The sequence below is a fragment of the Empedobacter sp. 225-1 genome (genome assembly GCF_030328185.1).
GTDB lineage: Bacteria > Bacteroidota > Bacteroidia > Flavobacteriales > Weeksellaceae > Empedobacter > Empedobacter stercoris.
Window position 1 is genome coordinate 52,796 of sequence record NZ_JACALO010000003.1, and the last position, 13,384, is coordinate 66,179.

Here is a 13,384-nt window from a genome sequence, read left to right on the forward strand (position 1 = left end):
ATTCGTCGAAAATAGCGTAAAATGATGAATTTTTCAAAAAAATTGTTTTCAACTTAAAAAGAATTATTTTCGTAATAAATATTATAATTATGAAATATCTAATTTTATTTATATTATTATTCTACTCTTGTAATTCAAATTTTAAAAAATCTTATAAAATTGGAGAAATTAAATTATATGAATTACAATGTTCCAACCAATATTATTTAAGTTTAGAAAATTGTGATTGTAAAGATTTACCAAAAAATTATTTTATTCCAGTAGGTGAAAAAGATTCATTTTTTGAAATATTCATAAAAGAAAATAAAGGAAAACTTCAAGTTAATTCACTTTATAATAAATTTATAACTTTCGGAAATATCGAAGAAAAAATAGATTTTATTATACATACTGATAACGCTTCTTTTATGGATAGTATTGAAAAAGTAAATTATACTGTGATTCGTGGTTATATTAATGGAAGAATGAATCCATAAAAAAATCCCTCAACTCATCATGAATTGAGGGATTTTTTTATTTATAAATTTCATTATATTCTTTCTGATATTTATTAAGAATCACTTTACGTTTTAGTTTTAGCGTTGGAGTTAATTCTTCATTTTCGATCGTAAATTCGTGTATTAAAATTGCTGGTTTTTTAATTTGTTCCCAATTTCCAAAAAACTGATTTGCTTTTCGTACCTCTTGGTTTATTTTCTTACGAACTTCTTCATTATCAATAAATTCTTCACGAGAAAGGTTTACTATTTCTGGTGCGTTTTCTTTTGCCCACTCTTTTAGGTTGACATAATTAGGTACTATAAACGCTGAAGCAAACTTTTGTCCATCACCGATAACCATTGCTTGTTCTATAAAATTTGACTCTACAAGTTTTGTTTCGATAGGTTGAGGAACAACGTATTTACCACCAGAAACTTTAAACATTTCTTTTTTACGATCAATAATTTTCAAGAAATGCCCTTCTCCTTCTTCCCAAACTCCAATATCACCTGTATGCATCCATCCATCAATGATTACTTCATCTGTCGCTTTTTGATTCTTATAATAGCCCATCATTACATTTGGACCTTGAACCAATATCTCCCCGTCTTCTGCTAGTTTAACCTTTACATCTTTTATAGGAGAACCTACGGTTCCGATTCTGACTCCTAATTTGTGCGGATTATTAACTGTGATCAAAGGTGATGTTTCTGTCATTCCGTAACCTTCAAAAAAAGGTAATCCGGCAGCCATAAAGATACGTGCAATTTTTCCTTGCAACGAAGCGCTACCAGAAATAATATATTTAAAATTTCCTCCTAATGCTTCATAAAACTTATTTAAAACCAATTTTCGAGCTAAAGTTAATTTGATATTATAAAACAATGATCGTTTAGAAGAATCTGGCTCATATTCTGAAGCAATTTCTATCGCCCAATCAAATACTTTTCGTTTTTTTCCAGTTAATGCACTACCTGTTTTTAAAATTTTCTCGTACACTTTTTCCATAATACGAGGCACAGCTGTCATAATATCTGGTTTAACTTCGTTGATATTATCACCAATTTTTTCAAATCCTTCTGCAAAATAAACTATCACACCAATATACAAATAAGTGTAAATAACAGTTCTTTCGTAAGTATGACAAGGAGGTAAAAAAGTTAAACCACGAGCGCCTTGTTCTAAAACAACAATTTCTTTTGCAGCGATAAAATTTGAAACTAAATTGTTATGCGACAACATTACACCTTTTGGTTTTCCTGTTGTTCCTGATGTATAAATAAGCGTCGCTAAATCTGAACTTCGAACCGTAGAACTTAAATTATTAACGTATTCATCAGTAATTTCATTTCCAATTTCTTTTAATTCAGACCAATTTCTCGAATCTTGAAATTCATTAATCGCAAAAACATATTCTAAACTATAAATAGTTCCAAACATTTTATTGATACAATCATATAAGTTTTTAGTACTTACAATACATAATTGTATTTCTGCATCATTAAAGATAAATTGATATTCAAAATCTGTAATATTTGGATAAATAGCCACTACAACCGCACCAATTTGCTGAATAGCAAAATCAATCACATGCCATTCATAGCGGCTTTCGCATACAAGTCCTACTCGATCTCCTGGTTTTACTCCAAGAGCCAACAACCCTTTCGAAATTTCTCTCGTTTGAGCTATAAATTCAGCTGGTTTAGTAAATTGCCATTCACCATCAACTTTCGTTGAGAACATATTATGATCTGGATATAGTTCTTGTTGACGATAGGCTAAGTCAAAAATTCTTGTAGGATTATTCATCGTTATCAAACTTTGTAAAAAAGAGTGCAAATTTGGTGCAAAATTTTCGAAAATCAGATTTATTTAAACAAAAAAGCAAGATTCAATTAAAAATCTTGCTTGATTATCTTCTAAAAAATTGATTGATTTAAAGATAAATATTATCAATTTCTTTTTTATATTTTTCTAAAATTACTTTTCGTTTCATTTTAAGCGTTGGTGTTAATTCACCTGCTTCAATCGTAAATTCGTAGGGAAGTAAATGAAATTTTTTGATTTTTTCCCAATTACCAAAATTGACATTTAATTTATTGATTTCGTTTGCAAGCAATTCCTGAATTTTAGGATGTTTTATAAATTCATCTCGTGATAAATTTAGAATAGAAGGTTCATTTTGTTTAGCCCATTCTAAACAATTCTCGTACAACGGAACAATTAAAGCTGAAGGAAATTTTCGTCCTTCTCCAACCACCATTATTTGTTCAATAAAAATAGATTCTGACAATAATTTCTCGATTTGTTGCGGTACAATATATTTTCCACCAGAAGTCTTGAACATTTCTTTTTTGCGATCAATGATTTTCAAAAACTTTCCATCAACCCATTCACCAATATCTCCTGTATACAACCATCCATCTTTTAGTACTTCTGCCGTTGCTTCAGGATTCTTATAATAACCTTGCATGATATTTTTTCCTTTTGCAAGAATTTCTCCATCTTCGGCTAATTTAATTTCAATATCAATCAAAGGCAAACCAACTGTACCGATTCTCATTCCACGTTTTATACAGTTTACAGACAAACATGGTCCAGCCTCAGTTAATCCATATCCTTCGTAAATTGGAATACCAGCTGCTAAGTACAATTTTAATAAACGCGTTTGCAAGGTTGCGCTTCCTGTTGCAACACCTTTTATGTTTCCTCCAAGTGCTGCTTTCCATTTTGAAAAAATTAATTTGCGCGCAATTTTTAATTGAAATTTGTACAAAGAAGAAAGTTTTGATTCGTCTAAATCATATTTTTCTCCTAATGAAATAGCCCAGAAAAACAGTTTTCGTTTTACACCCGTTAACTCTTCTCCTTTTGACATAATTCTATCATATACCTTCTCTAAAACTCTTGGAACTGCCGAGAAAATATGAGGTTGAACTTCTTTCAAATCTTGACCAATAGTATCCATTGATTGTGCAAAATAAATTGACAATCCCATTTTGATATACACGTACTGAAATACACGTTCGTACGCATGACAAGCAGGCAAAAAAGACAACGCTTTATCATAAGCTTGTACTGGAAAAGAATATTCAGAACTGTTTACATCAGCTAATAAATTTTCGTGAGAAAGCATCACACCTTTTGGGTTTCCCGTTGTACCAGATGTGTAAATTAAAGTTGCTAAATCTGTTGTTTTTACTTTATCCATAGAGGTTTGAAGGGTTTCATCAGAAACTGAAATTCCTTTCGAAACTAATTCGATCCAATTTGGTGTATGCGGATAGGTATTAAATGTATAAACTTGTTCAAGATTTGGTACTCTATCTTTTAAACCTAATAATCGTTGGTACAAAAGATCATTGCTAACAATACAAAGTTTTATTTCTGCATCATTCAAAATAAACTCGTAATCGTTGTCCGAAATATTTGGGTAAATAGCGACAACTACTGCTCCTATTTGTTGAATTGCAAAATCGACTAAATTCCACTCCAAACGATTTTCACTTATCAAAGCTACTTTATCATTAGGCTGAACACCATTTGCAATAAGACCTTTTGAGATATTATTTACGCGATTAATAAAATCGGTCGTTGAAATACCCTTCCATTCATCTTTTTCTTTGTAATTAAAAATAGTAATGTTTGGTGTATTTTTCTCTTGAAATCGTGGTAAATCGAATACTCTTTGTGGTTGTTTCATTCTCTTGAAATAAGAATACAAAGTTCGACTATTTCTCGGTTTTTGAAAAGAAAAAGAATTTTCTTTCATAAAATTTCAGAATTTTTAATGGTTGTAAATAATCGTAAGAATTGTAAATTAGTCAAAATTTATATTCAAATGGAGCTTGATCATTACAGAGACGAAGAAGGTTTTAAATTATTTTGTTTAGAAAGTGTAGACGATATAGAGGAGCAAAACGATTCTCAATTGTTAGATTTTTTAGAACATTTAGCACGAGAATTTCACATTACAAACGTGTACAAGACGACTGATAGTTTTGAAGGTTTAGAAGAAAGTCTCAATAATTTACTTTATCATGACAACTATTTCAGAGAATATAAACTCATTTATTTAGTAGTTGAAGGAGAGGGAAATCAAATCCTGATAGACGATTATTACTACAGTTTAGAAGAAATAGCTGAACTATTTCAAGGAAAATTATCAAATAAAATTGTTCATTTTGCCAATACAATGAATATGGATTTGGAAGATGAAAGTTTTCAATATTTTATCGATGTTACAGGTGCAAAAGCGTTGTCGGGATATGTAAATTCATTTCCAATTCTCAGTACAATTTTGGATCAATATTATTTTTGTTTAGCCAAAGAAATTGATGACGAAGAAGAATTGGTGCATGCTTTGTTTGATAAACATTCTACTTTAGCCCTTAAATTAGGATTTAGATTATACCATTAAAAAAACTCTCCTAAAGAGGAAAGTTTTTTACTATTTCGTTACATCTGCTGAGCCTTATTTCCTTCAAAATGAATCATCCAAGGAATTCCAAATTGATCTATAAATGATGCAAATAATTCCGCAAATAACTGTTCGCCTAAAGGCATTTCCATTACTTTTGCATGTACAGATAATCGATCATATAATTTCTTAGCTTCATCAGCAGTCTCTGCATCTAACATAACATAAGAGTTATTTCCTTGTACATATTTCTGTCCAAATTCTTCTACAATATCTGATCCCATAAGCATTGTTGATTCATTGATAAATAGAGCAGTATGCATTACTTTATCTTTTGCATTTTCTGGTAATTGGAAATCTGGACTTGCAGGCATATCTCCCATTTTATGCATTCCAATATTTTGCGTATCAAAAACAGTTTCATAAAATTTGAAAGCTTCTTCGCAATTTCCATTAAAATTTAAATAAGCGTGTACTTTAGCCATAATAATTTATATTTTTTTGTGATTATTTATTTAAAATAAAGGTTGACCATTTTCGTCAGTAGTTAAAACCTCGGTCATATAATTTAGAAAAGGTTGTAAAACTTGTATTGATTTTGCAACTTTTTTCGGAAAATCTTCTGCTAATACTTCTTCATCTGTAAAATTTTTAATGAAAAAATATTGTTTTTTACGGAGTAAAGCAATTCGTTCATGATCTTTCGAAAAGCCTTTTGGTGCAGACTTCACTTCCTCTCCTTGCATTTCACCAAATTCTTTGATAAGTGTTTTAGATTGTAAAATCTTTTCCAATTCATCGGAAACTTCAATATCTTTTCTGATTCGAAATAGATCATCTCGTTCTGGTCCCCAAAATCCTATTCCAATAAAATTATGATTCGGTTGAATATGAAAATAATATCCACCTCTATTGTGTGGTTTTTTACGACCCGATTGTGCTGAAAAATGTATTTTATATGGCGTTTTATCATTCGAAAAACGAACATCTCTATAAATTCTATAAATTTTCAGTGGTTCTAATTCTTCCTTTTTAATTAATTCTTGGTAAATCGCATTGAAGATTAAATCAGCTTCAGCTTTTGCGGTATCAAATTCATTTTTATGTGTATTAAACCAATCACGGTTATTGTTTTTTTCTAATTGTTTTAAAAAATTAGTGATGTTTGACATGTATTATTTATTTCGAGTTAGAAGATTTTTTTCATAAGTTGCTATCCATTGATCTGGCGTAATTTTAGATGCTAATTTGCCAATTAAATCATACGGAATATCATCTGTTTTTTTGAATCGAATACAGCTTTTTCCCATATCCAATTTTCTTTTTGCATGTTTTGGATATTCTTCTATAAACCAATTTAATAACTTTTCATCCGAATAAATTCCCATATGATACAACGCAATAAAATTCTTTTGTGAAGCTAATCCAATAAAAGGTAAAGGAGATGTTGGATCGCAATGATAGCCATTTGGATACATCGAATGAGACACAACAAACCCTATATGACCATAACTTATTTGTTCTTCAAACCCATTAGGCAAATTCATTTTCAAGGTTTCATATATTTTTTTTACAGCTTCTTTTCTTTCTGGAGGAATACTTTCAAAATATTCATCTAATGTCGAGACTTCGTATTGCATTATTTCGGTATTAATTGTACTATTTCATTAAAACTCTTGTTATAAATTAATTAGAAAGTTTAATCTTCACAAATTTCTTTCAATTTTCGCAACGCTCTCAACCACATTTCCCTCATTTGTATTTCAGAAAAAATTGTTTCTTCTACATCAACGGAACAGATTAAACGCGTGTGTCCTTCTACATTTTCGAACTTATAAGATTCTTCATTATTTTTCCAAGAATCAATTTCAGGACCATCAAAAACCTCTTGTCCATTTTCTTTTAACATTCCGATATGCCGCATTTTGATTGATTCTCCTAATTTATTTTCTTCTATTTTAGCGATCATTGCAGCTGTACCTTTTTCAGTTTTATAGGTAAAATATACATTCGAACCTTCGGACCAATCACCTTTATAATCTGAATTTTCGCTAAAAGGTTTTGTCCAAATTCTATACGAATCTGGCGCTAACATGATTTTGTGCACATGTTTTGGTTGTGCATAAATGACTTCGGTAAATGATACTTTTTTCATAATAATTATGTATTTGTTAATCCAAAACTGTTTCGACAGGTTTTTCTACAATTACTACCTGTAATGCACAATTTTTCTGGTTGAAAAAGCGATAAAATAGTTATTCATTTTAAAAGGATTTATAATCGCATCGAAAACTTTATGTGGTAGTTTTTGAATTTGAATAGATGCTTTTGTAGTTAAGTTCATATCCTTAAAATTTAGACTAACTAATTTAATCAAAAAAAGTATTTAATTTTCTATATCATAGAAAAAACATTTAACTATTATTAAATTCTGATTTCAATAATTTACTTTTCTATCAAAAAATTAGAATAAATATGAAAATATATCAATAGAAACTCATATTTTATTTCGATCTTAAATTTTTTACAACGTAACTTTAGCTATTTTTCCTTTATTTCCAACTAAAATTACATATTTTTTGTCCGGTGAAACAGTACACGTATTGTAACTATCTTTAGTAATATTTACCCAATTATGTCCTCCATCGGTAGAGTAGTCAACTCCAGAATAGCCACAAACTAAAACTTTATCTTTAGAAATTATTGTTACACCAGATTTATATCCAATAGGATATTTCCATGAATCTTGAAAAGAAATTTTCCCATTTATCATTTTAAATTTATAAAAATTATAGCTTGAATCTTCTGGTTTCATAAAATCACCTCCTACCAAATACCCCACATTATTCGCTGCGTCATAAGCCATTCCATTTATTCCAGAAGTCGTACTTTTAGTTTTTTCCAACGTATACATTTGTCCACCTTTTGGTGTGTAATAATACAAATTAGACAATTCTCCACCCGTAACTATTAACGTTTGTTTTGTATCAACATACAAATTACTTCCACTCGATGCAAAAAAAGCTTCTTTTGGATTTTTCAATCTTAAAGGTTGACCGTTAAACGATTTAGCAACCTCCCATTTTGTAGGATTTGTCATCGTAGAAGTTAAGACAAATGGTTTATCTGGAGACATAGGATCGCCCAAAACAGTAATCTTTTTAGAATTTTTATCCACATAAATGGCATCTAAAAAAATTCCTTTTTCATTATTTTCATAAACTTTATTCCACGTATGACCACCATCTTTCGTTTGTAAAATATAAGCAGGAGAATCGATTCCTAAAGCCAAATAATTACCTTTACTTAAAACTTCAATATCCCTGAAATCTCTATTCTCTACAACTTTCGGGTTGATCCAAGTAAACGTTTTTCCTCCGTCAATTGTTTTTCCAATGGTATTTTTAGAACCCGAGACTACAAATGTTTTAGCATCCTGAAAAGCTAAACCTCTGTAACTTACGTCTAAATTTTCTTCATTAATGATTTGATACGTTTGTGCAAAAGAAAGGCTCGAAAGCAATAGGAGAATATATTTCATGTATTATAATTTTTGATTAAACATTTATATAAAGCTATTTTAACTAAACGAATCAACCAAATATTTTTTAAGTTTGTGTTTTAGTAAAATATAAATGAAGCGATATACATTTTCAACACTACTTTTAAGTTTAACCTTAACGTGTTTTAATCCAATTAATCAACAGGTTTTTGGGCAAAAAACAACAATAAATACAGGAAAAAGTTTACAAATTACTGAAAATGCATTAACTACGATTCTCGAAAAAAATAGAGCAAATTATAAAGAAGGAAAAGTTGCTGATTATATTCCTGAACTTGGAAAAATGAAAGCAGATAAAATTGCCTTTTCTGTGGTTGATGAAAATGGAAAAGTGATCAATGTTGGCGATGTTAATCAAAAATTTACCATTCAAAGTATTTCTAAAATCATTGCTTTAATGATTGCAGTTTCTGAAAAAGGAGAAGAAAATGTATTTTCTAAAATGGGATATTATGGAACAAATATGCCTTTTAATCATTTTGCGAATCTCGAAACAACTGGAAAACCATTAAATCCAATGATGAATGCAGGTGCAATTTTAACCACTTCTATGATTGATGGTGAAGGAGAAATTCCTTTTCAAAAAATTCTTAAAATGGTTCGTTATATCACCAAAAATAATTCGATAGATTATAGTAAATCAGTTTACAATTCTGAAAAAGAAACAGGACATCGAAACCGTGGAATGTTTTATTTGATGAAAAACAATGGATTGATTGAAGGTGATGAAGAAAAATTAAACAATTATTTCAAACAATGTTCCATCGAAATAACAACTGAAGATTTAGCTAAAATTGGTTATTTCTTTGCACATCAATGCACACGTTTTGATGGTGATACTACTTACAAAAACGCTCAGATTTCACAATTAATTCAATCGCAAATGTTAACTGCCGGTATGTATGAATTTAGTGGTGAATATGCACGAACTGTTGGTTTACCAAGTAAATCGGGTGTTGGTGGAGGAATTACAGTTTCTGTACCAAATAAAATAGGAATTGGCGTTTTCAGTCCGGCATTAGACAAACACGGAAATTCTGCTGCAGGTTATCACATGATTTTAGATTTAGTGAAACAATATAATTTAAGTTTATTTCAATAATTTATATCAACCATGAATTTTCAATTTATAAAAAATATTGCACTCGGAATTGGATTATCATTTTCGAGTTTTGTTTCTGCACAAACGTATACCTTAAAATTCAAAACAAATTACGGAAAATTTGATGTGATGCTGTACGATTTCACGCCAAAACACAGGGATTTAATTTTAAGTGAAATAAACAAAGGAACATATACTAATGCTCAATTTAACCGAGTTGTAAAAAATTTTGTGATACAAGGTGGAGAATTAGACGATCCTATTTTGGCAAGAGAAGCTGAAAATCCTGAGCAAAAGCCAATTCGTTTAGCTCCTGAATTTAATCCAAAAGCTTTTCATAAAATGGGTGCATTAGGCGCTGGTCGAGATGACAATAAAGAAAAAGGATCGTACTATAATCAACTCTATTTTGTAGTTGGAAAGATAATTACAGCAAAGGAATTGGATGATTTAGAAAATAAAAAAGGAATTAAATATACAGCTGAACAACGTGCTGAATATCTGAAGAATGGTGGTTTACCACGTTTGGATCATGATTATACAGTTTTTGGAGAAATTACAAAGGGATTGGATAACGCAATAAAAATAAGTGAAGTCGAAACTCAAGACGAATTGCCATTAAAACCAGTTATATTTTCAATTAAAGTAAAGAAGAAAAAAACACCTTCTAAATACAACAAAACAAGTATTTCTTTGGGTGGTACAGCAATCGGTTTTTAATTATCCAAGACATTAATAATTGTTTATTTTTGCTCGACAATACAATTTTATGCAACCATCAATTTTATTAACGACTTTAAACGCAAAATACATTCATCTCAATTTGGCGATTCGTATTCTTTACGATTTGAACCATCATCGTGGCAATATTTATTGGAAAGAATTTACGATAAAATCCGACTTTGATGATGTTGCTGAAAAATGTGCTAAATATAATATTGTTTGTTTTAGTTGTTACATCTGGAATATCACGCAGACATTAGAAGTTTGTAAACGTATTAAGCAAGTTTCACCTGAAACCAAAATTTTACTTGGCGGTCCTGAAGTTAGTTACGAATATGATGATGTAATTGCAAATGATTATATCGATTATATTATTGTAGGTGAAGGTGAAATACCTTTTCAAGAATTTGTTTCGAACTATCCAACAATTGATAATGTTCCAAATTTAGTTTATAAAAAAGAAAACGAAGTTGTTTTTAATGCACAAAACATTCAGTTTGATATTAATCGATTAGAGGGTCGAAATCCTTATCAATACGATCACCCTGCGGATTTGGAAAAGAAGGTTTGTTACATCGAAACTTCTCGTGGATGTCCATATAAATGCGAGTTCTGTTTAGCCAGTTTAGACAATAAAATGCGCTATTTGCCAATGGAAACCATCAAAGAGAATTTGTTGTATCTCATGAAACATGGAAAAACGATTAAGTTTTTGGACAGAACATTTAATATAAAACGTGATTTTACGATCGAATTATTTCAATTTATTTTGGATAATTATCGAGAAGGAAATGTTTTTCAGTTCGAGATCACAGCCGATATTGTTCATCCAGATATTATTAAATTCATCAACGAAAAAGTTCCAAAAAATCTTTTCCGTTTTGAAATCGGTATTCAAACTGTTAATCAACAAAGTAACCGAGAAGTTTCGCGTAAGCAGAACTTTGAAAAAACATCGAATGTTATCAATCAATTGAAAGATCGAATTGAGATGCATTTAGATTTGATTGTCGGTTTACCTTTAGAGTATATTGATGATTTGAAATTTAGTTTCGAAGAAACATTCAAACTTTACCCACCAGAACTGCAATTAGGTTTTTTGAAGTTTTTAAAAGGTACACCAGTCCGTCAAAAATATGAGAAATATGGTTACCAATTTGATCCACTTCCGCCCTATCAAATTATAAAAAGTGATTTTTTAAGTGAGCAAGATTTAGCGAATATTACAGCTTTAGAAAATGCTTTAGAAATTTATTGGAACAAACCGAGAACGCCAGAAACCTTAAAATATATCGCTCAAAAATATTCTATTTTCGACTTTTTATTGGGATTAGGTCAGTATTTTGAGCAACATCATCTATTTCACAAACATACGTTGAATGATGTGTATCAAACGATCTATAATTTTGCTAAAACATTTTCAAACGATAAGATGATCTTAGAATTAATTGCGATTGATTACTACAGTTTCCATAAATCAAAACCAAAAGATTTGTTTAAAATGGAACAAAAAATTGAAAACGATTTGAGCGAAATTGCTTCGCATCCAAAAAGTAAATTTGTTTCGATTCCGATTTCATTTCATTACCCAAATTGGAAAGAAAATAATCAAATTGAACAAACTCAAGAAAATTGGTTGATCGAATTTATAGGAACCTCGCATAATATCATTCACTGCGAAGTTTTTGAATAAAACTAAAAAAGATGTCTTTACAGACATCTTTTTTAGTTTATAAAATTCCCATTAACTCTACTTCGAAAATCATCGTAGAAAAAGGGCCTAATTCTTTTGATATTTCACGGTCTTTATAGCCTAATTCTGGTTTTACAACAAACCTAAACTTACTACCAACAGGCATTAATTGCACACCTTCTGCCCAACCTTTAATCACATTTTCCAAAGGAAAAGCTGCAGGTTTTTTGCGTTGTACCGAACTGTCAAAAACTTCTCCGTTGATATTTGTTCCATGATAATGACATAAAACGGTATCAGACAAAGTTGGTTTTACACCTTCTCCCAACGTGATTACTTCGTATAATAATCCACTTTCGGTTTCAGTAACACCTTCTTTTAATTTATATTCTTCTCGAAAAGCCAAACCTTCAGTTTTGTTCTTTTCGATTAATTCTTGTTTACGTTTTAATAATAATTCTGCTACTCCCATACCACAAAGTTAAAAGGAATATTTTAAATATATTATCGAAATAATACATCTAAACAAATAAAAATATAATTTTTAGAATTGTAAAACTCAGATGAAATATAATTAAAGTAAGGTTTTATTTTGATTTGAATTGATTAATTGCGTTGATTGTAAATTCTGATAAAACTAATTCACCCGAAATTTTTGCTCTTTCGATTAATAATTCGTTCCAATTTTCTGTTCCTTCCCAAGAAACACGTTTTAAGTATTTCATCGCTTCTGGATTAGAATTGGCTAATTTTTTGGCTAAAATTTGGATTCCTTCGTCCATTTCTTCTGCATTTGCATAGACTTCTGCGTATAAACCTTTTTCTTTTGCCCATTCCGCAGACTGAAATTCTGTTGCATTAATTGCCATCTGCGTAAAAGCAGAAGTACCTACTTTACGTTCTACAGCTGGTCCTACTACGAAAGGTCCAATCCCTACCGCTAATTCAGATAATTTAACGGCAGCAAAATCTGTTGCAAACGTGTAATCAGCAGCTGAAGCAATACCAACTCCTCCTCCAACAGCTTTTCCTTGAATACGTGCTAAAACAAATTTTGGTGCTTGACGAATTGCATTAATCACATGTGCAAATCCAGAGAAAAACTCTAAACCTGTTTCACGATCTTTAATAGAAATTAATTCATCAAATGATGCTCCAGCACAAAATGTACGGTCACCAGCACTTTTTAAAACTATAACTTTCACTGCTTCATCGTTTCCTAATTTTTCAATTTCAGCAGCTAAATTTCTTAACTGAGAACCTGGCATCGAATTACTTTGAGGGTGAAAAAATTCGATTGTACCAATTCCGTTTTGTATATCTGATTTTACGTAAGCTTCCATTATATAATGTGATAATATGTTAATGAGACAATTAGCTAATTTACCAAATTATCTCATTAAC

14 protein-coding genes are annotated in these 13,384 nt (G+C 30.3%); 5 read left to right on the forward strand and 9 right to left on the reverse strand.

Annotation, left to right across the window (positions count from 1 at the left end; translation table 11 throughout):
* The first annotated feature begins 89 nt into the window (after window positions 1-89).
* Window positions 90-476, forward strand: a complete 387-nt coding sequence (locus HX088_RS01655) for a hypothetical protein (RefSeq protein WP_286483110.1) — start codon at window positions 90-92, stop codon at window positions 474-476.
* A gap of 37 nt (window positions 477-513) precedes the next feature.
* On the opposite strand, the gene HX088_RS01660 is transcribed toward HX088_RS01655, so the two are convergent.
* Both HX088_RS01660 and HX088_RS01665 read right to left on the reverse strand, forming a co-directional pair.
* Complete coding sequence (locus tag HX088_RS01660) at window positions 514-2,289, reverse strand: AMP-dependent synthetase/ligase (RefSeq protein ID WP_286483111.1); 1,776 nt, start codon at window positions 2,287-2,289, stop codon at window positions 514-516.
* A 127-nt stretch (window positions 2,290-2,416) separates the two neighbouring features.
* Entirely contained in the window at window positions 2,417-4,183 is a 1,767-nt protein-coding gene (locus HX088_RS01665; RefSeq protein WP_286483112.1) for an AMP-dependent synthetase/ligase, read from the reverse strand.
* Window positions 4,184-4,321: 138 nt separating this feature from the next.
* Here HX088_RS01665 and HX088_RS01670 point away from each other — a divergent pair, with 138 nt between their 5' ends.
* A complete protein-coding gene (locus HX088_RS01670) occupies window positions 4,322-4,900 on the forward strand; it encodes a DUF6642 family protein (protein WP_284583652.1) in 579 nt (192 codons plus the stop codon).
* 38 nt (window positions 4,901-4,938) lie between these two features.
* On the opposite strand, the gene HX088_RS01675 is transcribed toward HX088_RS01670, so the two are convergent.
* The 5 genes from HX088_RS01675 to HX088_RS01695 all read right to left on the reverse strand — a co-directional run bounded on the left by HX088_RS01675 (window position 4,939) and on the right by HX088_RS01695 (window position 8,441).
* Window positions 4,939-5,385, reverse strand: coding sequence for a VOC family protein (locus tag HX088_RS01675; RefSeq protein ID WP_284583651.1), 447 nt, complete (start codon window positions 5,383-5,385; stop codon window positions 4,939-4,941).
* Between the two features lie 30 nt (window positions 5,386-5,415).
* The gene (locus HX088_RS01680) at window positions 5,416-6,072 is read right to left on the reverse strand and encodes a DUF2461 domain-containing protein (protein WP_286483116.1); all 657 of its coding nucleotides are present in this window, start codon (window positions 6,070-6,072) and stop codon (window positions 5,416-5,418) included.
* A 3-nt stretch (window positions 6,073-6,075) separates the two neighbouring features.
* Window positions 6,076-6,540 carry a DUF1801 domain-containing protein gene (locus HX088_RS01685; protein WP_286483117.1) on the reverse strand — a complete coding sequence of 155 codons (465 nt, stop codon included), beginning with the start codon at window positions 6,538-6,540 and terminating at the stop codon, window positions 6,076-6,078.
* Window positions 6,541-6,599: 59 nt separating this feature from the next.
* Window positions 6,600-7,055, reverse strand: a complete 456-nt coding sequence (locus HX088_RS01690; RefSeq protein WP_284583648.1) for a hypothetical protein — start codon at window positions 7,053-7,055, stop codon at window positions 6,600-6,602.
* Window positions 7,056-7,424: 369 nt separating this feature from the next.
* On the reverse strand, window positions 7,425-8,441 hold the full coding sequence (locus HX088_RS01695) for a YCF48-related protein (protein ID WP_286483119.1): 1,017 nt from the start codon (window positions 8,439-8,441) through the stop codon (window positions 7,425-7,427).
* 94 nt (window positions 8,442-8,535) lie between these two features.
* Between HX088_RS01695 and glsA the strand changes: the two genes are divergently transcribed.
* The 3 genes from glsA to HX088_RS01710 are packed head-to-tail and all read left to right on the forward strand — an operon-like array spanning window position 8,536 to window position 11,980.
* Window positions 8,536-9,564, forward strand: coding sequence for a glutaminase A (gene glsA, locus HX088_RS01700; RefSeq protein WP_171622493.1), 1,029 nt, complete (start codon window positions 8,536-8,538; stop codon window positions 9,562-9,564).
* Window positions 9,565-9,576: 12 nt separating this feature from the next.
* Window positions 9,577-10,284 carry a peptidylprolyl isomerase gene (locus HX088_RS01705; RefSeq protein ID WP_286483122.1) on the forward strand — a complete coding sequence of 236 codons (708 nt, stop codon included), beginning with the start codon at window positions 9,577-9,579 and terminating at the stop codon, window positions 10,282-10,284.
* A 49-nt stretch (window positions 10,285-10,333) separates the two neighbouring features.
* Window positions 10,334-11,980, forward strand: a complete 1,647-nt coding sequence (locus HX088_RS01710) for a B12-binding domain-containing radical SAM protein (protein WP_286483125.1) — start codon at window positions 10,334-10,336, stop codon at window positions 11,978-11,980.
* A 37-nt stretch (window positions 11,981-12,017) separates the two neighbouring features.
* Here HX088_RS01710 and HX088_RS01715 read toward each other — a convergent pair whose 3' ends face one another.
* Window positions 12,018-12,452 carry an FKBP-type peptidyl-prolyl cis-trans isomerase gene (locus tag HX088_RS01715; protein WP_171622490.1) on the reverse strand — a complete coding sequence of 145 codons (435 nt, stop codon included), beginning with the start codon at window positions 12,450-12,452 and terminating at the stop codon, window positions 12,018-12,020.
* 115 nt (window positions 12,453-12,567) lie between these two features.
* Window positions 12,568-13,323, reverse strand: a complete 756-nt coding sequence (locus HX088_RS01720) for an enoyl-CoA hydratase/isomerase family protein (protein ID WP_286483127.1) — start codon at window positions 13,321-13,323, stop codon at window positions 12,568-12,570.
* Between the last annotated feature and the right edge of the window lie 61 nt (window positions 13,324-13,384).